Origin of the sequence: Paenibacillus sp. cl6col, assembly GCF_900102125.1 — a bacterium.
Taxonomy (GTDB): domain Bacteria; phylum Bacillota; class Bacilli; order Paenibacillales; family Paenibacillaceae; genus Paenibacillus_B; species Paenibacillus_B suaedae.
This window is the reverse complement of record NZ_FNAZ01000020.1, coordinates 14,701-36,121: the sequence shown is the minus strand read 5'-3', so window position 1 is coordinate 36,121 and position 21,421 is coordinate 14,701. Positions and strand designations below refer to the sequence as shown.

General features: G+C 47.9%; 21 protein-coding genes. 2 read left to right on the top strand and 19 right to left on the bottom strand.

Annotated elements, in window-relative coordinates; translation table 11 throughout:
- Positions 1 to 3: 3 nt before the first annotated feature.
- Positions 4 to 597, bottom strand: a complete 594-nt coding sequence (locus BLS15_RS28055) for a TetR/AcrR family transcriptional regulator (RefSeq protein WP_021257519.1) — start codon at positions 595 to 597, stop codon at positions 4 to 6.
- A 307-nt stretch (positions 598 to 904) separates the two neighbouring features.
- Positions 905 to 1,648: an MBL fold metallo-hydrolase gene (locus tag BLS15_RS28050; protein ID WP_028533240.1), complete on the bottom strand. Its 744-nt coding sequence runs from the start codon at positions 1,646 to 1,648 to the stop codon at positions 905 to 907.
- A 421-nt stretch (positions 1,649 to 2,069) separates the two neighbouring features.
- Here BLS15_RS28050 and BLS15_RS28045 point away from each other — a divergent pair, with 421 nt between their 5' ends.
- Complete coding sequence (locus BLS15_RS28045; RefSeq protein WP_021257521.1) at positions 2,070 to 2,396, top strand: YxeA family protein; 327 nt, start codon at positions 2,070 to 2,072, stop codon at positions 2,394 to 2,396.
- A 159-nt stretch (positions 2,397 to 2,555) separates the two neighbouring features.
- On the opposite strand, the gene BLS15_RS28040 is transcribed toward BLS15_RS28045, so the two are convergent.
- Together BLS15_RS28040 and BLS15_RS28035 are read right to left on the bottom strand one after the other, a co-directional pair.
- Positions 2,556 to 2,726 carry a CxxH/CxxC protein gene (locus BLS15_RS28040; protein ID WP_005545397.1) on the bottom strand — a complete coding sequence of 57 codons (171 nt, stop codon included), beginning with the start codon at positions 2,724 to 2,726 and terminating at the stop codon, positions 2,556 to 2,558.
- 111 nt (positions 2,727 to 2,837) lie between these two features.
- Positions 2,838 to 4,082, bottom strand: a complete 1,245-nt coding sequence (locus BLS15_RS28035) for a S1C family serine protease (RefSeq protein ID WP_021257523.1) — start codon at positions 4,080 to 4,082, stop codon at positions 2,838 to 2,840.
- Positions 4,083 to 4,325: 243 nt separating this feature from the next.
- Between BLS15_RS28035 and BLS15_RS28030 the strand changes: the two genes are divergently transcribed.
- Positions 4,326 to 4,550, top strand: coding sequence for a hypothetical protein (locus BLS15_RS28030; RefSeq protein ID WP_036592674.1), 225 nt, complete (start codon positions 4,326 to 4,328; stop codon positions 4,548 to 4,550).
- Here the strand turns inward: BLS15_RS28030 and BLS15_RS28025 are convergent.
- The 15 genes from BLS15_RS28025 to BLS15_RS27960 form a co-directional block, all read right to left on the bottom strand.
- Positions 4,504 to 5,325, bottom strand: coding sequence for an MBL fold metallo-hydrolase (locus BLS15_RS28025; protein ID WP_021257524.1), 822 nt, complete (start codon positions 5,323 to 5,325; stop codon positions 4,504 to 4,506). The two genes, BLS15_RS28030 and BLS15_RS28025, sit on opposite strands and share 47 nt — an antisense overlap.
- On the bottom strand, positions 5,322 to 6,071 hold the full coding sequence (gene yycI / locus BLS15_RS28020) for a two-component system regulatory protein YycI (RefSeq protein WP_028533239.1): 750 nt from the start codon (positions 6,069 to 6,071) through the stop codon (positions 5,322 to 5,324). Before yycI ends, BLS15_RS28025 begins: the two co-directional genes overlap by 4 nt.
- A 33-nt stretch (positions 6,072 to 6,104) precedes the next feature.
- Positions 6,105 to 7,424 carry a YycH family regulatory protein gene (yycH, locus tag BLS15_RS28015; protein ID WP_021257525.1) on the bottom strand — a complete coding sequence of 440 codons (1,320 nt, stop codon included), beginning with the start codon at positions 7,422 to 7,424 and terminating at the stop codon, positions 6,105 to 6,107.
- Positions 7,418 to 9,289 carry a cell wall metabolism sensor histidine kinase WalK gene (gene walK, locus BLS15_RS28010; RefSeq protein WP_021257526.1) on the bottom strand — a complete coding sequence of 624 codons (1,872 nt, stop codon included), beginning with the start codon at positions 9,287 to 9,289 and terminating at the stop codon, positions 7,418 to 7,420. Before walK ends, yycH begins: the two co-directional genes overlap by 7 nt.
- Positions 9,289 to 10,023: a response regulator YycF gene (gene yycF, locus BLS15_RS28005; RefSeq protein WP_021257527.1), complete on the bottom strand. Its 735-nt coding sequence runs from the start codon at positions 10,021 to 10,023 to the stop codon at positions 9,289 to 9,291. The genes walK and yycF overlap by 1 nt, the downstream gene beginning before the upstream one ends.
- A gap of 209 nt (positions 10,024 to 10,232) precedes the next feature.
- Positions 10,233 to 11,768 (bottom strand): peptidoglycan DD-metalloendopeptidase family protein, encoded by a 1,536-nt coding sequence (locus tag BLS15_RS28000; RefSeq protein ID WP_028533238.1) that lies wholly within the window; start codon positions 11,766 to 11,768, stop codon positions 10,233 to 10,235.
- A gap of 314 nt (positions 11,769 to 12,082) precedes the next feature.
- Positions 12,083 to 12,391: a hypothetical protein gene (locus tag BLS15_RS30135; RefSeq protein ID WP_139170734.1), complete on the bottom strand. Its 309-nt coding sequence runs from the start codon at positions 12,389 to 12,391 to the stop codon at positions 12,083 to 12,085.
- Between the two features lie 50 nt (positions 12,392 to 12,441).
- Positions 12,442 to 12,555, bottom strand: coding sequence for a hypothetical protein (locus tag BLS15_RS30130; RefSeq protein ID WP_139170733.1), 114 nt, complete (start codon positions 12,553 to 12,555; stop codon positions 12,442 to 12,444).
- Positions 12,556 to 13,119: 564 nt separating this feature from the next.
- A complete protein-coding gene (locus BLS15_RS27990) occupies positions 13,120 to 14,403 on the bottom strand; it encodes an adenylosuccinate synthase (RefSeq protein ID WP_028533236.1) in 1,284 nt (427 codons plus the stop codon).
- A 174-nt stretch (positions 14,404 to 14,577) separates the two neighbouring features.
- A complete protein-coding gene (gene dnaB, locus BLS15_RS27985) occupies positions 14,578 to 15,936 on the bottom strand; it encodes a replicative DNA helicase (protein ID WP_021257531.1) in 1,359 nt (452 codons plus the stop codon).
- A gap of 1 nt (position 15,937) precedes the next feature.
- Complete coding sequence (rplI, locus tag BLS15_RS27980) at positions 15,938 to 16,381, bottom strand: 50S ribosomal protein L9 (RefSeq protein ID WP_021257532.1); 444 nt, start codon at positions 16,379 to 16,381, stop codon at positions 15,938 to 15,940.
- Entirely contained in the window at positions 16,378 to 18,336 is a 1,959-nt protein-coding gene (locus tag BLS15_RS27975) for a DHH family phosphoesterase (RefSeq protein WP_028533234.1), read from the bottom strand. Before BLS15_RS27975 ends, rplI begins: the two co-directional genes overlap by 4 nt.
- Before the next feature lie 11 nt (positions 18,337 to 18,347).
- Entirely contained in the window at positions 18,348 to 19,301 is a 954-nt protein-coding gene (locus BLS15_RS27970; protein ID WP_254777420.1) for a YybS family protein, read from the bottom strand.
- 101 nt (positions 19,302 to 19,402) lie between these two features.
- Positions 19,403 to 19,825 (bottom strand): CBS domain-containing protein, encoded by a 423-nt coding sequence (locus BLS15_RS27965; protein WP_021257535.1) that lies wholly within the window; start codon positions 19,823 to 19,825, stop codon positions 19,403 to 19,405.
- A gap of 135 nt (positions 19,826 to 19,960) precedes the next feature.
- Positions 19,961 to 20,944, bottom strand: a complete 984-nt coding sequence (locus tag BLS15_RS27960; protein WP_021257536.1) for an LCP family protein — start codon at positions 20,942 to 20,944, stop codon at positions 19,961 to 19,963.
- Positions 20,945 to 21,421 lie beyond the last annotated feature (477 nt).

The following is a 21,421-nucleotide window of genomic DNA, read 5'->3' as shown; positions in this document are numbered from 1 at the left end:
GCGTTATCCAATTCGAGCAATCCCCTTCTGAGCTGCCCCATTCAGCAAATAAAATTCAAGCAAATGAGGAATTTGATCCTGATGGATAGCCTTCGCACGCTTCGGCCATTCCACTACAAGCGCTGCATAAGTCTTAATAAATAGGAATGCAGTCAGCTCAGCATCACAACTCTGCAGCTCGCCTGAATCAATAGCTAGTTCTACCTGCTCTTTCACAAAGTGCTGAAGCGCGTCTTCCACCTTGCTCATCTCAGACATCACAATCTCGGTCCCCATCTCCCGCATCTCGTATGAGAGAATAACCATCATCTCATGCTTTGAGCGGAATTCCAACACATTGTGCAGAGTACGGTGCAAGTTCTCTGTGAAGGTTCTCTCTGGATGAACGGATGACTGTGCAACTTCCAGTATGTCTTGAATGAATCTATTCATAATGGCTTCCAACAGCTCTTCTTTTGTTGGGAAAAAACGATAAATCGTCCCCTTGCCCACATGTGCAAGTCTCGCTATCTGATCCATTGTACTGCCTTTATAACCATATAATGAAAATGACTGTGTTGCTGCCTCTATAATCCTCGTTCTTCGATCTACGATCATACGGATTCCTCCTTTCTGCAAAGAGGCGATTACGAACAGGTTCTAGAACTACAGAACTAAATGTGAATTTCGGTCACTCATTCTTGCTATTATACTTCCAGTAAAATGAATTTGCAAGAAACGACACCTTTTAGACACAAAAAAGCGCCCTATCTCATTGACAGAACGCTTGTAACCGTTTTCTTATGGGTGAATTGCATCCGTTTGTAAGTAGTTCGATAAAACACCACTACCAATCGAAACTTTATTTTCATCTATGTTTCTTCTCTCAACATCGTGCTTCATTGGCCACTTCACTTCGTCCATTCTACTTCACAGCTTTGCCGCTCATAGATACCGCTCCCCACTTCCGTTCTGCTTCCTGAATGGCACAATCCATTTGAGATGTCGGCTTCATAAGCATCACCCCATGTCCTACTGCGAGCAGAGTAGGCTGTAACGCCCTTAACTTGATTGCGCTTGCCAGCGCAGCCTCGTTATTCCAAGTCGCCATAGCTGGGAATGGGAACAGCGGCTTAATCATCCCCGATACTGCGATTCCTCCTCGAATTTGAAAAGCATCGCCAGCAATCAGCGCACCATCTCTCGTATCATAGAAGGCCATCATGCCTGGTGTGTGCCCTGGTGCAAGCACGGCACGCAGAGATCCCACCATCTGACCGTCTTGAAGTAGAACATCCGGCTTCGTACGAATTGCCCCTTCCTTCGGCACATCTCCACGAATAGGCGTTGCTGCCTCACCAGCTTCTAATGAGCAGTTCCCCTGCAGCAGCTTGGCATCACGCGCTGAAATCATCACCTTCGCATGAGGAAGCTCCTGCTTCAAGGCATCCAATGCTCCGATATGATCACCATGTGCATGAGTAAGCAAGATACGTGTAATTGGCTTTCCAATTTGCTTAGCCGCCTTCAAGATACGAGCAGCACTATAAGGAAGAGCAGCATCGACTAGTGTCAGCTCATTCTCCTCTTCAACGAAATAACAATTCACAGGAAACAAGCGTGGCAGGAAAGACAGTTGAATAATATGACCTTGCTTACGCATACGCATGGATGACCATCCCTCTCTAACTAATGTTAATTACATAATAACTAATGATATTAGTTTTTGCAAGAAGGAATTTCCTCATCGTGTTAAAAATCATACCTGATTATGTATAAAGCTTACCGTGCATATTCGATTTACGATAGACGAATCTGTCGGTATCCCGATTATTTATCGTTTTCCACTATCCACATGTGGATAATTGTATTTTGCTACCCAAACGCCCCTTATCCACATATTCATCCACGTTATCACCAACCCTGCGCAGCATGTTCATAAGTTGTTCAATGCTCCCCTATTCACTCGCTTTTCCTTCACTTGCCACATGACAGAACTGTAAGGCTGTGTTGGGTAAATCGATTTGTCCTGTTCTTTGTTGCTGTTATGATAAATGCTAGAACTACGTAAACTCGGAGGTATCTGCATCATGAAGAGACTAATTGCTTTATTCGCAGTCATCACATTGTTTGCAAGCATTCTTGTCGGCTGTGACTACAATCGAAACGGCAAGCAGCAATATTATGTCCAAACCGTTGGCGATCCTAATGACAATGGGGAATATACCCTACCCGCATTCGATGAGAAAGGTAATGAGCTGAAGCTCACCTTTATGAAAACAGGGGAAAACCGCAAATTTAAAGAGCATGCGTTTTTACGCGTATATGTAAAAGATACGGATCGTGTAACCGCCTACGAAGAAGTAAGCAAGGACGAGCTTCCTACTAAGGTGAAGGATAAGCTGAATATCAAATAATAACGAGCTTCATTTGATTCCATATGGAACAACGCAAAAAAACAAGGGCGCATCCCCACCTCGGGGGTGTGCCCTTGTTCTATACACGCAATTGAAGTGTATGAACGATTGTGCCCGAACCTTCATGAAACGGACAGGATCATTCATCCTACGACAAGATTACACGACTAGAAACTTCGCCTCTTGCTCGCAATCCATACAGCACTTGATTGGCCGTTCCCAATCACTGAATTCAACGCCATCCAGATCGACAACGTCGGGGGCATCTTCGAACTCATCTACAAAATTGTCAATTGCCAATTCTACATGCTCTTTACAGACTACGTACATGTCGTTCCCTCTTTCTCGCTTATCTTGCTGTCTTATTACGTCCATCATAACATAAATAGGCCCTGTAGGGGTGAAGACATTTGATTTTCCCATCTTTGGATATCACTTAGTTTATCCGGCCTGCTGCGGCTTATCCTCAAGCTGCACAGTCGTCATCATCAGCTTGCCCTCGCGATAGAAGTGAACTTCCATCGTCTCGCCGACCTTCTTCTTCTCATATAAATATTTGCGCAGATCTCGGGTCTGACCGATCGTTTCATTGTCGAAGCGGACAATCACATCATTCAGCTTCAGTCCTGCCTTCTTCGCCGGCCCCGTAGCCTCCAGTACAATAACTCCGTTCTTCACGTCTTGAGGAAGCTTCAGATCATTGCGCTGCTCCTCGGTAATCGGAGCATAAGGATTCGTCAGATCGACCGTATATACACCTAGGTAAGGCCGAATAACCTTGCCAGTCTTCATAATCTCGTCTACTACCGTCATCACTTCATTCGTAGGAATCGCAAATCCAAGGCCCTCAACGCCAGTCGTCGCGATCTTCATCGTATTGATGCCAATAACCTGCCCCTGCAAGTTCACGAGTGCGCCGCCGCTGTTGCCCTCATTAATTGCCGCATCCGTCTGAATGACCCTCTGCTCCCAGTCATATACACCATCCTGGTTCAAGGATACCGGGATAAGTCGATTCGTATAACTAACGATGCCAGCTGTCAGTGAACCGCCTAAGCCAAGTGGATTGCCGATTGCGACGACGGTTTCCCCGAGACGCAGACGGCGTGAATCGCCAATCTCTGCCACCGTGGATACACCTGCATCATCAATAAGAAGAACGGCAATATCCATTACCCGATCCTTGCCAATGAGTTCTGCATTTTTGCGCTGCCCGTTCGAGAGCACCACCTCTAGCTTATCCGCCCCCTGTACGACATGTTCATTCGTCAGGATGAACGCCTTGCCGTCATCGCGCTTAATAATGACACCTGATCCTAGATTTGTGTCCTTCTCATCATCAGTCTCTGCTGCCACTCGCTTCTGCTCATTGACGATGCTGACCACCGCAGGCCCAACCTTATCGGCTACAGTCACAATACGATCATAGGGATCAACCGTACCTGTGCGATTAATGGTCACAGGCTGTGTGACTGAACCTGTTCCCACAATCCAGCTATATAAAATAACGGCTGACAAGGCACTAATCACCGAGCTCACAATAGCCACTTGGACGGTGGACCACCTGCGGCCGGATTGAGTTGTCTTGCCCAGTGTCCATCCCGTTCCTGTCTCTCGCTCCTGCCATCTGCGCTTTACCTTGCCAGATACCTTTGTCGAGAAAAAATCATCATCAAACAAGCTCATCCGAACAACTCCCCTCAACCCTCCAACCGGGATCGATCCACGGGTTGAACCACTGCCTTCGCAGCATCATTACACCACGGAATGATATGGCTGAAAATCGTCAACACTATATATTAATGCACACTATGAGCTTGTCATGTAAAAGAAATGTAATAGATTTGCAAGCTTGTACATATTCTATCATACAAACAGGGAATTGAGAGAAACAATCTCCCTCCCCTAATAGAAAGGAGAACTAGATTTATGACGACTTCAAGCACAATCTGGTCGGACATCGACCTAGTCGGACAACTAGCTGATATGAAGGAAGATCAATACCGTCTCACCTTGGCTTTATCCACCCTCATGGAGCTTCTCGTGGAGAAAGGCCTGATTACGCAGGAGGATATATCACGGAAAGCCAATGATCTCGACAGATGGCTTACAGACGAACCACAGACTTCGCATGAACCGTATCCCATGCCGTAGGCTTGTCATAATACGTATCTTTTAATTGCAGTTCACTCTCTTTGTAAAAATGGCCGTTGTCCTCCATAACTCCCTTTACCGTCATGCGGGCGAGATCCATCATATTATGATCCCGGCTTAAATGCGCCAAGTATACGCGGCGGGTATTACCCGTAGCAATCTCGCACAGCGCCTCGCCTGCCGCATCATTGGACAAGTGCCCCATATCTCCTAGAATCCGTCGCTTAATATTCCATGGATACCGCCCCATACGAAGCATCTCCGTATCATGGTTCGATTCCAGCACAAGCACATCCGAATCGATAATCTCATCCCGAACCTTATCGCTCATATAACCTAAATCCGTTGTCACACTCAGCTTTGTCTCGCCTTCATAGAACTTATAACCCACCGGCTCGGCAGCATCATGAGAGATACCGTATGATTCTATGCGTAGATCCCCGAAATCGCGCGCTTCCCCCGTTTGCATGACAATCCGATTTTCGTCTGCAATTTCACCCACATGCTTCTCTAGTGCTTCCCATGTGTTCTCGTTGGCATAGATCGGCACGTTGTGCTTGCGTGAGAAGGCTCCAAGACCTTTGATGTGATCAGAATGCTCATGCGTGACGAATATGGCGTCAATCTGCTTGCCCGAGAGCCCCTGTTCCTCCAGGAGCTGCTCTGTCCGCTTGCAGCTTAGACCAACATCGATCATCACAGTTGCGTCTTCATTCTGAATGACCGTTGCATTGCCTGTTGATCCACTCGACAGTACTGAAAATCGCATACTCATCTATCGTTCTCCTTCTTTCCTTCTTGCGGAGTATCAATTGCTCCACTTATCGCATTCACATAATACACTTCATCATTTTCCAAGAGGATGCGCCAAGACGGCGCTGCCACCTGTGTATTGGCCGCATCGAATATTTGACCATGGTAGCCAAGCTGTACATCCTTGACGACGGCCCCTGACATTAAGGCGCTCAAGATCACATGCTCCAATGCTTGAGAAGCCGGCAAGATCTTCTGCTCCTTGCTCTCCTTAGCTTCAATCAACTCTACATACTGCTGCCGGAACCCCTTAATCTTCTGCTGGCTGTGTGCCAGCTCCAATGTCACTTCGAATATCGGCAGGCCATTTGGCAGTCGCTGATACAAGACGAATGTTCCATTTCTACCCGTCAACGGGTCATATCGGTACATCTCAATATGAGGAATATCCCCTTGCAGGGACTTGATCAAATCATTCTCCATAAATACGATCTTCGTATCCTGCGGCTGCTTGAGCGGTTCCATCTGATCGCCCCGCTTCACGAATCGGTACGTGATTTCACGTAAGGCGGGTGTCTCTGAAGGAATCTTGGCTGTAACTTGAATCTTTTTTACTTCCATCATCTTCTTCGCCGCATCAGACAGGGAGGTCCAATCCAGCTCGGAATGCATTTGGTCGCGTACCTCTTGCCAGAGCTGATAGCCCAGCACAATATTGAGCAGCAGAAAAGCATAGATCAATATATTCTTCGCCCGACCCCAATCCATTTGACTCCTCCCTTCTGAGATACGATCTTACGTTCATTTCTTAACAGATCCATCGAGCAATGCGGTCGACCCATCCTTGTACTTTACCTGCCATGCAGGCAGCAGCCGAACCGTCTCCTTCCCTAGCTCAGGGATATATACCGGGTCAACTCCTACGATTTGCTTCTTCTGACTGAGAGCACTCAATTTTTGAAGCAACGCGTCCCCAACCACCAGTTGGCGCATTTCCTTCTTCTCTGCACGCTGATGAAGTTGTACAAGAGACCGCTCATAACTCGTAACCGTGCCCTCTTGCATCGTTACCTGCATATACCCGAAGCGGAAGCGACTTGTATTGACAATCGGGTAAGAGCCCCAATATTGCTGGAATCGAAAGGCTGTCCCTAATCCACTGGTTGCTCCGTTCAGCACATCCTTCTTCTCATTGTCCGGCAAGGTGACACGATATCTGCCATTCCAGCCTCCATGCTGGTTAATGAAGCGGACTGCTGCCGTGACATCAGAAGCAATATCCTGCTGCCCTTCCGTCTGCACAACAGGATCGGAGTAGATAAGCCATTGCAGGCCCCTATTCACTTCCAAGCCGCGCTTAACGTCGGTATAAATTTCCGAATTCCCAGTCTCTATATTTTTCGTAACGGTAGGATCATTGAACAGGCTGCGCTGCATCTGCTCTGCCGTAATTCGATCATAGGGAAGCGTAACCTCAAGCAGTTCAATCGGCTGTTCTGGAACATAATATGACCCGTTAACCAACTTATAAGGCGTCCAAGACCGTCCGAATTCGACCTGCTGCTTCACATCCTGCTCGGTCAAGTCTGCTCGGGTCGACTCATAGACAGCGTCCCCCTTCGCATTGAAGAAGAAGACGCGGACTTCCTTCGTATCCTTCGTCGTATACAGCCATATTCGACGAATACTCTCATCCATAAGCGCAGAATCGTCACCAATCGGAAACACCTTCTGCAGCAGTTTCAATGGGATAGGCGCGTGGAAAAGCAGTTCCACTCCCTCATTCTCCTCGCGTATTCGATTCCAATCCACCGCAGAAAGCGAGCGGTATTGGAACCCATCATACGAGCGTCCCTGCAGCCGCTTCACAATAATGTTATAGAACGTCATGCCTGGATATAGAATGGTATGCTTATTTCCTCCGAGATGAAGAACCAGCTGTTCCGGGAAGATTAGATTCTCTACCTTCTCCTCAGGCCCGAGCGGATCGGTCGTAATGTAGTCGCTGGTCGACTTTTTGCGTACATCGAAGTTCGGCATGCTATAAGCAAGGAAGAAGCTCTGCAGCAAGCTTAACAGCACAAGAAATGTTAGCAGCATCGTCTTAAATCGCTCTACCATTCGCTTGCCTCACTCCCTTCCGCCTTCATCGATGTCAACGGAAGCGAGAAGGTAATTTGTGTACCTTCGCCCCATTCCGACTCAATCCATATATCCCCACCATGCGTTCTCACAATTTCCCGGGCAATGGACAAGCCTAGTCCTGTACCGCCCATATTGCGCGAACGAGCCTTATCTACCCGATAGAATCGTTCAAATATTCGTTCCAAATCCTTCTGTGGAATGCCCAGCCCATTATCCTGCACTGATACATGAAGCATGCTGCGAGAAGAATCCAGAACCGCAACCAGCTTCACCTCGCCGCCGTCTGGCGTATACTTCACCGCATTGGACACAAGGTTATCCAGCAATTGATCGATCTGATCCCGATCGATCATCACTAAGCCTCCCTTGCCAATGTCCGGATCAATGACAACTGATGCAGCAATTCCCTTATTGCGGAACTGGAAGGAGAATCGGTCGATGACATCCTCCAGCATCTCCGTCATATCCGTCACCTGCTTGCGCAGCTTCGCCTGCTTCGAATCAAGGCGCGACAGATGCAGCAAATCCGTAACGAGACGAATCATGCGCTCCGTCTCGTTCTGTATAACGCCAACGAAGCGCCCTGCAAGCTGCGGCTCTTCCAGCGCGCCGTCGCCTAATGCCTCAACATAACTCTTAATCGTCGTCAGTGGCGTCCGCAGCTCATGCGACACGTTGGCTACGAACTCGCGGCGAGACTGCTCCAGCTTCTCCTGCTCCGTCACATCCTGCAGCACGACAATTGATCCTGTCATACCTTCCCCACGGCGATGAACCGGGGTGAAGGATATGCGCAGGATTGTCTCGCTATCTTCATCACCCTCATGTTCTTCTGTTCGAGGAAGCAGCATCCAGTTCAGCTTGCCGTTCACCATCTCATCGATCTGTTCCTGCGGCACACGAAGCACCTCGGACATGGGACTGCCCTCTACCTCGCCTTGCTTGATGCTTAGCAGCTTGCACGCTCGTCTGTTGACGAGAATAACCTGACCTTGTTCATCGGTCGCGACAACGCCGTCACTCATATTTGTCAAGATGGATGCCAGCTTCTCCTTCTCTTCCTCATTCGCATTCAGCGCTTCCTGCAAGCGCCTCGTCATATAATTGAATGCCTCACTCAACTGGCCGATCTCATCGGTGCCCATCACAGGAACTTGTCCTGCGAAGTTCCCTTCCGCCACCTTCGTTGCTTGCTTCGTTATCTCCTTGATCGGTTGTGTAATGGTATGGGCCAGAATGACACCCAGTACGGCCGTTAACCCAAGTGCAATCGCCATCCCCGAGAGGAAAATCCGATTGATCCCCTCAATTGTCGCGTACAGCTCCTTCATTGATGCGACAATGTATAGGGCCCCGACGAGCTTCCCATTGGAGTAGACGGGCTTCGCCAGCACCTGCTTGCGCACATTGTCCTCATCAATGATAACTTCCTGGTTGTCACGCATGCCCTGCAGGGCCCGATTCACTACTGTCTCTGTATTTTTGCGTCCTACATATTCCATATGGGTAGGCACAGATGTCGTCAATACCTTCCCGGTTACGTCCAATACCTGTATTTCCACACCATTCATATTGATGAAGCTGCGCACGAACTTATTGAGCGCCTCCAGCGTCTGCTCATCGTCCAGCGTCTCATCACCCTTCAGCGTCTGACCCGCGTAAATAGACATGAGCTCTGCTGTGTTCTGCAGCTCCTTCGTAAAGTTGGTCGTCTGCGTATGCTTCATCGAACTGACGAAGTAGACACCGATGAGCTGCATCGCAATTAAGATAAGCAGAACATAAATAATAATCAGCTTCGCCTGAATGGTGCGAAAAAATCGACCTAGCCCCCGCTTCACTAGAATCCTCCACTCCGCGGATTGCGCATCATATATCCCAATCCGCGCCGTGTAATGATATATTCCGGCTTGCTCGGATCATCCTCAATCTTCTCGCGCAGGCGGCGTATCGTTACATCCACCGTGCGCACATCTCCGAAATACTCATATCCCCACACTGCCTGCAGCAGGTGCTCGCGTGTCATGACCTTGCCAGCATTGCGCACCAAGTAGAACAGCAGTTCATACTCCCGATGCGTCAAATCCAGCATAGCTCCGTTCTTATAGACTACATACATATCCGTATCAATGAGCAGCTCATGCAGCTTCATACCCTGCTTCTCTGCGGCAGATGTCTCAGCATCCTCTTCTGGATCTGGAGTAGAGATTTTGTTTTGGCGCCGCAAGTGAGCCTTAACCCGAGCCAGCAGCTCTCTCGTGCTGAACGGCTTCGTCACATAGTCATCGGCCCCCAATTCCAAGCCTAATACCTTATCAAGCTCTGTGTCCTTCGCCGTCAGCATAATAATAGGCATATGCAAATGCTGACGTACCTCACGGCACACATCCATCCCGTCCTTCACGGGTAGCATCAAGTCAAGAAGCATAAGATCCGGCTTCTCCGATATTGCCAAATCAACGGCAGCTCCCCCATCGAAGGCGCAGATGACCTCGTAGCCTTCCTTCTCCAAATTAAACTTTAAAATATCTGCAATCGGTTGTTCATCATCTACAACGAGAATTTTGCCGTACACGAATCCGCACCTCTCCCTCTACCTTCACATTTCCTGCCACGTACTAATACAGTCACAAATTCCGTTCTGCATGCAGCCAGTCCTTATGTCACTCTATTTTACCATAATTGTCTCTACATCCCGAACCCAAACGTTGGAGAAGACGGCATAACGCGGCAATCTAAATATAAAAAAGACGGGACATCCGATTCGTCCCGTCTAGCTTGCGTTTATAAGTATTTAAGAGGATTCTGCACTTCGTCATTTTTAATAATTTCGAAATGCAAATGTGTACCTGTGGAATCGCCCGTATTGCCCATTACGCCAATATCTTGACCCTTCTCCACAATATCGCCGGCATTGATATTAATTTTGCTTAGGTGGCCGTACAAGGTTTTGTACCCATTGCGATGGTTGACGATGATGCAATTGCCATACCCGTTCTTCACACCCGCAAACAGTACGACGCCTTCATCAGCAGCCATAATCGAACGATCCGAGGATACCATGTCGATCCCCTTGTGCATGCGGCCCCAGCGCTTGCCGAATCCGCTTGTCAAGGTTGCACTGTTCACAGGCCAATCGAAGGAGCCTGTCCCTTCGCCGCGCACGACCTTCGTACCGCGAATGACAATCTCCGGAATGGCAGGCTCGACAACCTCTTGCTCAATCCATTCCTCGTGGGACAGCTTGCCGTTGTCCTTCACCAGGCGATAAGACATGCGCTTTAATCCCTGTTTGCCCTTGCGCACGACCTTGGACTCCCCCGAGCGCATATTCGGATCTTCCTTAATCATCTTCTGCGGCTCAGTCACCAAATACTCGCTATAAGCTTCAACCGTCTTCACGGTAATAAGCGGCTTCGTATCCGTCAAATTAAGAATTTGTCCATCCTGCAGACGTTCCTCCCCGACAGTCGGGTTGTTATGGTAGATCGCATCCATAGAGACATTCATCTTATTTGCAATTGAAGAAACGGTATCTCCTGCCCTCACAATATATTGGAGCTTATTCGTGAGGCCTGTCGTCAGCTTGCTAATCGCCTCATCCTGCGTCATCAGTTGGTCTGGGCTAATATTGGCATTTTCCGTGCTGACACGCTCGCGGAAACTGACAGATTCCAAGCGTGATACGGCTTTCGTGGCCTTCGCAGAGCGCATAGGCGCAGCTAATACGCGCACTTCCTTCGCATTCCCTTTGTTCGATGCAGATGGAGTGTACTTCGCCTTTACCTGCTTCAATATTTTCTCGGCCGTAGCCTCGTCATTCACATATCCGACTGTCGCGCCGTTGATCTTCAGCTCTACACCCTCTGCATATGCAGGCGTCAATTGATCGAGCTTCGCTAACGTTGCTTCCGTTGTCGGCTTCGCCTTGAATCCGGAATCCTCAATCGTTCGAATTCCCTCTCGATTTATCTTCATATGGGCGTTCGGATACTTAGCCTGTTCCTTCTGGAGCCGAGCTGCATAATATTGCTCTACTTCTTCTAGAGCAGACACCGTGCCCACCAGTTCATTCTTATGGTATACATGATAAAAAGGTATCGTATTGGCTTGTACATAGGTAATGCCTCCCCATACTGCAGATGCAGCCAATGCCATGCCACTCATTGCGAATACAATCGTTCTTTTCCTCTTTGTCATCCATCGGGTTGCAGGATTCCTCGTCAACCGTTCCCGCCATGCAGCCGTCCATTGTTGCCATCGGTTGCGATCATTCATTTGTTCCTTTTCCTCCCGACGATTTCCGTTGAAACGTTCCATGATGGTCTCCTTTGCGAATACAATGCCTATATTCTCATACGTAATGTGATCTTTTTCTATGAAAATTTACAAAAGTTAACGTTTTGTCATCTTTTTTTAATGTACCATAGGTCGAAAGTACATTGCAACTTGACCGAATTCGTCATTTTTTGGACGTTGTTCATCCTTACACCCCTTACTTTTCCAAAACAAAAACGCGAAAATGTGCTCTCCGTAGGAGATGGCCACTTTCGCGTTTATTATGCAATCCTTTTAATCGGTTTATTCAGCATATGTTCTCACAAAGATGTTCATCGTGAAGCCTATGAATCAGACTACGGTGTTCCCGAGCTTTCTGTCTTGCTTTCCTTCGCATTTGAACCATCTGTAGTGCTTGTAGTATCCTTCGTCTTCGATTCTCCCACCATCCACTCCCGCATCTCCTTATATTCCTCGTCATTCAGATGCTTCGCGAGAATCTGTTCGACTTCCATAACCTCACTGGAAGTCAATCCTCCCTCCATTAAGGTAGAGATGCGCTGCCAATCCTCTTGCGGGAGCTTCTTCATCAAGGTTGCAAAGATTTGATCCTTCTTCTCCTTCGACAACTCTTCCTTGCTCTTCGCTATCGCGTCAGGCGGCACTATTATTGCCTCCCGCCCCTTCGATTCCTGACCGGATGTTATGCCCCCCATTACCGGAAAAGCGCCATCAGGCGTTGGAGTTGATCCGCTCTTGCCTTCATTTCCTCCAGCAGATGGGGATCCTGTCGTTCCGCCGCCATTCGTCTCAGTCGCTCCCTGCCCATTCCGATTCGATCCCGATTCCTGACTATTAGTAGTGGTTCGTTCTGTATGGTTTCCGCTATTTCCCGTTATCCCATCCTGACTCGTACCTGTAGACTTATTATTTGATTGACTAGCCGTTTGTACATCGGAGCCAAGCAGAACACCCCACATAGAGGTAAGTGTCAGCGGCTTCCGTTCTATTGGGATATGGAAACTATCCAAGGCAGTCTGAATATATCGATCGACTACGATCGCTGTCGTTCCAACCGTTAATAAGCTAGATAATATACCTACGACCAAAATCGTCATTGCTAACCGCATCACACGCCACACTAAGCGCATCTATACTACCTCCTAGCCAGCTCTTGCTGTCACGCGAGGGCAATAGCCCTCCCTCGTGCCCGAGTGTGTATAATAGAGTACTAGCAGCCTCTAGCAGCCTCTAATATGACTCTTCTTCCTCTATCTTGTATTCGGGATCCGTGCCGGCCCACAGTCATTTACTGTTTAGTATGCCCAATTATATACAAAAAAAACGACTCTTCCCGAAGGAAAAGCCGTTTCGTTTCTATATTATGCTGCAATTAGCGGTAGATAGAACGCACTTGGTTCGTCTGCTCGCGGTTGCGGCCAACGGAGAAGATCGAGATCGGAATGCCTGTCAGCTCCGATACGCGCTTCACATAGTTGCGTGTTGATTCAGGCAGTTCATCAAGCGTCTTGCAGCCTGTGATGTCTTCCGACCAGCCTGGCATTTCTTCATAGATTGCTTCGCACTTCGCAAGCATATCCAAGCTTGCTGGATAGTGCTCGATAATCTCATCGCCGCACTTGTAAGCCGTACAGATTTTAACTGTCTCCAGTCCAGTCAATACATCAAGCGAGTTCAGGGACAAGCCTGTAATCCCGCTCACACGGCGGGCATGGCGTACGACGACACTGTCGAACCAGCCTACGCGACGTGCGCGACCTGTTACTGTACCATACTCATGGCCAGCTTCGCGGATGAAGTCGCCTGTCTCATTGTTCAGCTCTGTTGGGAACGGACCATCACCAACGCGAGTCGTATAAGCCTTCGCTACGCCGATAACCTCTTCAATCTTGGATGGGCCAACACCAGAACCGATGCAGACACCGCCAGCTGTTGGGTTCGAAGAAGTAACGAACGGATACGTACCTTGGTCGATATCAAGCATAACGCCCTGCGCACCTTCGAACAATACCTTCTTGCCGTCATCGATTGCATCATTAAGTACAACCGAGGTATCAACCACATACTTGCGAATGAATTCTGCATATTCGAAGTATTCCTGCAACGTAGCTTCGATATCCAGCTCTTCGCCGCCATACATTCTGATTAACTCGTTCTTCTCATTTGCCAAGTGGCGGAATTTCTTCTCGAATACATCCTTGTCGAGCAAGTCGACAATACGAATGCCGTTGCGAGCTGCTTTATCCATATAACAAGGTCCGATCCCTTTGCGGGTCGTTCCAATCTTGTTCGGGCCTTTGCGCTCTTCCTCCAGACCGTCCAGCACCATGTGATACGGCATGATGACATGCGCACGATCACTAATGCGAAGATTATCGGTAGAGAAACCATTTTCGTGAATATATTCAATCTCTTGGATTAGTGCCTTTGGATTGATGACCATACCATTACCGATTACACAAATTTTGTTTGTGTAGAAAATACCGGATGGAATCAGGCTCAGCTTATATTTCTTATTATCAATCAAGATCGTGTGTCCCGCATTGTTACCACCCTGATAACGCGCAACCACGTCGGCGCTTTCGGCGAGGAAGTCAGTGATTTTCCCTTTCCCCTCGTCTCCCCATTGGGTTCCTACGACGACTACTGTAGACATATTCATACCCCCGGCGGGTGTTTACACACCGTTATTCACTGCTTTTTTAAGCTTTTGCTCCAAGCAGCATACCTAGTTTATCAGTCAAATAGTGCAAAGTCAACGAAAAGCGAACGTTGATATCCGACCTTAACCAAATGTTCGGAAAACAACGTTCGCTTTCTTTTACGCTTATTATCCCGCAGAAGCGTCCTGATGATTCCTTTCGTAGCTGACGAATTTGTTGAAGTTCTTCAAGAACACCAACTCCACCGTACCTACTGGACCATTACGCTGCTTAGCGATAATAATTTCGATAATATTCTTTTTCTCCGTATCCTGATTGTAGTAATCATCACGGTACAAAAATGCAACGATATCAGCATCCTGCTCAATGGAACCCGATTCCCGAAGATCGGACATCATCGGACGCTTATCCTGCCGCTGCTCTACGCCCCGGCTTAACTGGGACAAGGCAATAACGGGAACCTCAAGCTCACGGGCTATCTGCTTCAGCGTACGTGATATCTCGGAGACCTCCTGCTGACGGTTCTCGCCTGGCTTGCCGCGTCCTTGAATCAGCTGCAAGTAATCGATCAAGATCATGCCAAGACCATGTTCCTTCTTCAGGCGTCTGCACTTGGCACGGATATCCGCCACCGTTATCCCTGGTGTATCATCAATGTAGACCTCTGCCTCGGACAAGGCTGCGATGGACATCGTCAGCTTCTCCCAGTCATCATCCTCAAGCGCACCTGTACGAAGCCGTCCTGCATCGACATTAGACTCAGCACAGACCATCCGCTGTACAAGCTGTGCCGCGGACATCTCGAGACTGAATATCGCTACCGTCTCCTTCGCACGAACGCCAACATTCTGGGCTACGTTCAAGGCGAAGGCTGTCTTGCCGACAGACGGACGAGCAGCCACAATAACAAGGTCACTGCGCTGGAAACCCGATGTCATCTTATCCAAATCAGGGAAGCCTGATGGAATTCCGGTCGTCCCTCCGCCAGTCTGCTGGCTTAATGTCTCAACCTTATCATAGACTTCCATCAACACATCTTTAATCGCGATAAAGCCGCTCGAAGAGCGGCGATTCGAAATTTCTAAGATACGTCGTTCCGCATCGCTAAGCAATCCAGAGACATCCTCGCCGCCTGTATAGCCTTCACTTGCGATTTGCGTGGCAGTCCGAATGAGACGTCGCATCATTGACTTTTCTTCAATAATTTGCGCGTAATAATCGACGTTGGCTGCGGTTGGTACCGCATTGGCCAGTTTCGTCAAATAAGACACGCTGCCGACGTCTTCCAACTGCTGCTTATCCTTCAGCTTCGCTGTAAGCGTTACAAGGTCAATCGGCTGGTTGTCTTCGCCCAGCTCGATCATCGCCTCATAGATCATCTGATGGGCCGGATTGTAGAAGTCCTCGGACTGAATCCGCTCCATAGCCGTGATCATCGCTTCGGAGTGGAGCAATATAGCGCCGAGAACGGCTTGCTCAGCCTCCAGGTTCTGCGGCGGAACACGATCGACATACATCTCGTTCATTCTATTCCTCCGTTACGTGCACCTTCATCGTCGCCTTGACTTCAGGATGCAGCTTCACGGCTACATTCGTAAATCCCAGCGTACGAATCGGGTCATGCAGTTCGATTTTACGCTTATCTATTTTGATCTTCATGCCTGCAAGAGCTTCTGCAATTTGCTTCGATGTGATGGCACCGAACAGACGGCCGCCTTCACCAGCCTTTGCCTTCAACTCAACTGTTGTTTCTCCCAGCTTCGCTGCAAGCATTTCCGCATCTATCTTTTCTTGTTCCTTGCGCTTATCTTCCGACTTCTTCTGTTGATCCAGGGTCTTAAGATTGCCGTCCGTCGCCGGACGAGCCAGTCCCTGCTTGATGAGGAAATTTTGAGCGTACCCTTCGGAAACCTCTTTGACTTGTCCTTTCTTGCCTTGTCCTTTTACATCCTGCAACAAGATGACTTTCATTCGAACAACCCCTCTTCTGCGTCGATTTCTTCCAGCACGCGCTTCAGCTTCGCTTCTGCCTCAACAAGCGTACCTTGCAATTGAGCTGCGGCATTCGTTAGATGTCCGCCGCCGCCCAGCCGTTCCATAACGACCTGTACATTCATCTGGCCCAGCGAACGCGCGCTAATCCCGATGAGTCCGTCATTTCGCTCGCTAATAACGAACGAAGCGAGAACATCGGTCATATTTAATAGCGTATCAGCTACCTGTGCAATGAGCAACTGAGAAAATTTTCGTCCTGGCTCTGTAACCGCAATCGCAATATGTCCATACAGCATCTGTGCATGGCGGATGACTTCCGCCTTCTGAATATACTCATCCAGATCTTCCTTCAAGATGCGCTGGATAAGCAATGGATCTGCACCTTGTCTGCGAAGGAAGCTTGCCGCATCGAATGTACGCGAGCCTGTTCGCAGCGTGAAATACTTCGTGTCTACCGTGATTCCTGCCAGCAATGCCGTTGCCTCCAGCATGCTGAGATTTATCCGATTATGGATATATTGCAGCAGTTCCGTAACAAGCTCAGCCGTAGAAGATGCATAGGGCTCCAAATAAACGAGAACCGCATCATTAATGAACTCTTCGCCTCGGCGATGATGATCGATAATGACAATCCGATCCGATTGAAGCAAACGCGGCTCTTCTACCATAGAGGCTTTGTGTGTATCACATACAACCAGAAGGCTTGCTTCCGTAATCATTTCGATAGCTTCCGCTCGAGAGATAAACCTTGACCATAGAATTTCATCCTTCTTCAAATAGTCCACTAGACGATCGATCGAAGGATTGCTCTCTTCCAGCACGATATAGGCTTCAATTCCAAGCATTCGGCATGCGTTCAGCACGCCAATCGACGATCCAATCGAATCCGTATCCGGATTTTTGTGCCCCATAATGAACACAGCGTCGCTCTGCTTAATGAAATCTCGAAGCGCGTGCGCGATAACCCGTGCGCGAACCCGAGTCCGTTTCTCTACCGCATTCGATTTACCGCCATAGAACGATAATCGTTGTCCCATGCGAACCGCTACCTGATCTCCACCACGGCCAAGTGCAATATCCAAGCTTGACTGTGCCAGCTGACCCAGTTCTGGGATACTGTCTGCGCCAGCTGCAATGCCCATGCTGAGTGTTACTGGAAGCTTATTATCAAGCGTCGTCTCCCGAACCTCGTCAAGAATAACGAATCTCGTCTGCTCCAGTGCCTTCAGTGTCTGCACATCCATAATCATGAAGTGTCGATCAGAGGACAGCCGCTTCATCAATACACCATGCTCGCCTGCCCAGGACGTAATCTGTCCATTTACACGCGCGAGCAGGGCAGCCCGCTGCTGGTCGTCCAGCCCTTGGGTCGATTCCTCCAAGTTATCCATAATGACGACTCCGACTGCTATCCGTTCTTCGTCATAACGTTTACGTAAGCTCCACAGGTCAGTAATGTCCGTAAAGTAGACAACCCGCTCCTCTGGCACAATATCCGCATGTACGATACGCCCACCGATGAACAATTCAGCGGAGCGATCCTTTTCTTTTCCCATATGAAGCTGTGGGAAGATATCCGTCAATTCCTCTCCAACTAACCCATCCTGTCCGGTTAGCTGAGATACATAAGGATTATGCCATTCTATGACACGATCCTCACGATACAAAAGGATGCCATACGGCAAGTCGATTATGGCCTCTTCCCCAGCCCGCTTTACTCGTAATCCAAGCGTTGATAAATACGACTCCGTCTCTTCCCGGAATTTACGTTCTGCCGTGAACGATGCCATAGCGAGCGCTGCAATACTGATCCATGCCAATACCCCGACTCCCCAGTTATACCAGGTCAGCACTAAGCTCATGGCGATCAATACAACGAATGTCCAGCTTGTATGCTTCGTATACCAACGTTGGAACAATAGTTTAGGCATGCCTTCTCACCCTATACTTTTGGTTTGGACAGGTACTTCCGCATCGGAAGGACGAGATCCACCAATCCTACAATTCGAAGTAGTGAATAGAGCAGTGGAATGAACAATGCAGCTACTGTAATGACAATCGGCAGCACCTTGCCCCATTTCTTCATGTGCGCAAAGAAGAAGAGAAAGGCAATCCCCTGCATTACGAATGCCAACTGCAAGAGCGGCGCCAAGTTCAATACAATCATCGTTAAGAAGCTGTCCGTTGACTTCGGGCCAACAAGGTCAAGAATCACAACGATGAAATAGTACACGACAAGAGACTTCGGAAGCATCCATTGGTGTACAGGTTTCATCTTCTGCACATCATGTCCTTGCGCGGTTAATAGACGACGGCTGATAGCGTACGTAATCGTACCCATATACAGCGCACTCACAATCATCATAAATGGAACCATCTTGCTCATGAGAAGCGCAAATTGTTGTTTCATTTCTGCTGTCACTTGCGTCGGGAATAGTGCAGACTGCTCAACACCGACCATCCCGTAGTTCAGCATCTCAATCACAAATTCATACACATTGAAGTCTAGTACCCACTTCGCTATGACGAAGAGGACAAGGGACTCAACGAGAAAGGTCACGGTTCCAGCAACGAACACGTTGAGTGCAGGCTTTCTGCTTTTAAACATGTGGCCAATGACAATGCCCGGAATAATAAAGTACAAGGCGGTTACAGCAACAATCATGCCTGCCTTCCCCATTAACAAGTAGACGACGGCAAGCACGGCAGCAGTGATAAGAGCGAATCTCTGCTTTGATTGCGTTGCATACAGCATCACAAATGGAACCGCCATAAAACTCATCGTCAACACCTGTATCGGCTGCAATATGGATAATAACAATACGAGCGCTACAATCGCCCATAATAAAGACGATGACCAGCGGTTTTTCAATACGTTCACCTCTTGCGCATTCAATCTTTTTCCCCCGGAAAGAAACCCCGAGACCGCTTATTCCGCGGGTATATCCCTATATCTTCCATATTTCTGAAAAGGGCGTCATTTTCATTATACCATAATTACTTCACGTCCATAGCTTTGGTGACGAACTGCTCGCAATATTCGATAATTTGACTGCGCCTCACGATGCCAATAAAACGGTTCATATCATCAACCACCGGGACAAAGTTCTGCACCTTAGCCAAATTAATAAGATCCTCCATATTGGAGTCAATTCGTACTGATTTATTATGCATATTCAGCGAAACTTCTTTCAGCAAGGATTTTGAAGCGTTCTCAAACGTAATCGCGCCATTGGAATTTTTCATGTGCCATAACAGGTCTCCTTCGGTAACCGTTCCTACATATTCCCCTTCATCATTCAAAATCGGAACAGCCGTGTACCGATGATATTCCATTCGTTCGAGTGTTTGTCTCAATGTTGTATTCAATGTAAGACTAACAACCTCATGTTTCGGTGTTAAGAAAAAAGCAATGTTCATCCGTTAGGTCTCCTCCTCAAACGACTCCAGCGAGATGATCGCTGTAACTCCCTAACAATAAATTAACACATTTAGGCATACAAAAACAAAAAGTCAGCCGTAATAAATACGACTGACTTTCCGGTTTCTATATCATTAATCTTCTTTCACTTGGCGTGGTTCCATTAGATTCTCTTTGCTCGTCTTCGGATCCAGCCAGTTGTCCAGCAGAGTCTTAATATAATCCAGATCCTCATCCTTCACCATATAATACCAGCCGTTGCCAATCATCTTGCCGTCACCATGCAGCATATAGCTGCTAATGCTCGGTACTCCGTCATTCGTGAACATCGTCTTGGCCAAATCAATCATATACTTCGGTCGCATATCCGTTGTAAAATTCTCACCCATAATTTCAATAAGCTCTGGAATGCGTCCGATTTTATCCATTTCGATGGTACGCTGCATAACCGCGTTCAAGAATATGCGGTGACGCATCGTACGGTTCATATCCGAATCCTCACGGTAACGTACGAAGTACAATGCTTCTTGACCATCATAGATCGGCTTGTTCGGCTCTATGCGGAACTTCTCATGATCGGGATCTTTATTGACGATCGCCTTCGTAATTGGGAGTTTAACGCCATCTAATGCATTGACGACATCCTTCAATCCCTCGAAGTTAATTGTCGCATAATGGTCAACCTTGTGCTTGAGCAGATTATCTACCGACTCCATGCTCATCTTCGCACCGCCATAGGCATAAGCGTGATTGAGCTTCGTTTCAAATCCCTTGCCGATGATTTCCGTATACGTATCACGTGGAATCGATAACAGCAATACTTTGTTATCTTGTGGTCTTACAACCGAATATATAATGGTATCAGAACGTCCAATTTCCTTACCTCGCTGGTCAACCCCCAGCAGTAGTACTGAGAATGGCTCCGTCACTTTGCGAATTACTTCTTCTTTGCCTTCAATTGGCTTATAAGACTTATCAAGCGTCTCTTCTACATGCCCGGATAAGAACATATCGAAGGCCAGAACCGCTAGCTGCTTGCGGAATATAAATCCGCTAAGACCAACAATCGCGATGATTGCCAGGGCGATTCCCCATTTTTTATATTTATTTTTTTTCATTCGTAATCCTCTTCTTCCTTTATGTGATGCGATCATATCCAAAATCCATTTACTAACCGATAGTTCTTATTTCATACATATAAGAAGCATTTTTGTTGCCTTCCATACCTGTTTCAGTATAGCTCTTAGGCATTTTCCGCATTGACCAGATGAAAAACATTATGCTGCGCATAGCTATCCGCGTCAATCTGATTTCCCTATCCGCGTACGGTGTTTCATTTTTCCTCATGTGTGTAAGCTTCGGTTCGCTCTAATTCGAAATTGGCAGCACATCACACCTGCTTCACTTCTCAAAGATACCCGCCCCAGTGCGAACGACACGAATTTCCTATACTAGCAGTACCTATTCCCCTAGAAAGTGTCGCATGGTGATTTTTCAAAAAAGACCAGCCACGCTAGCTGCTCATCGTTTTACTTCTCATTTATTCGAATCGTAATAATTGCGGCTTTGATCATGCGATCGTGCACTTACTCTAT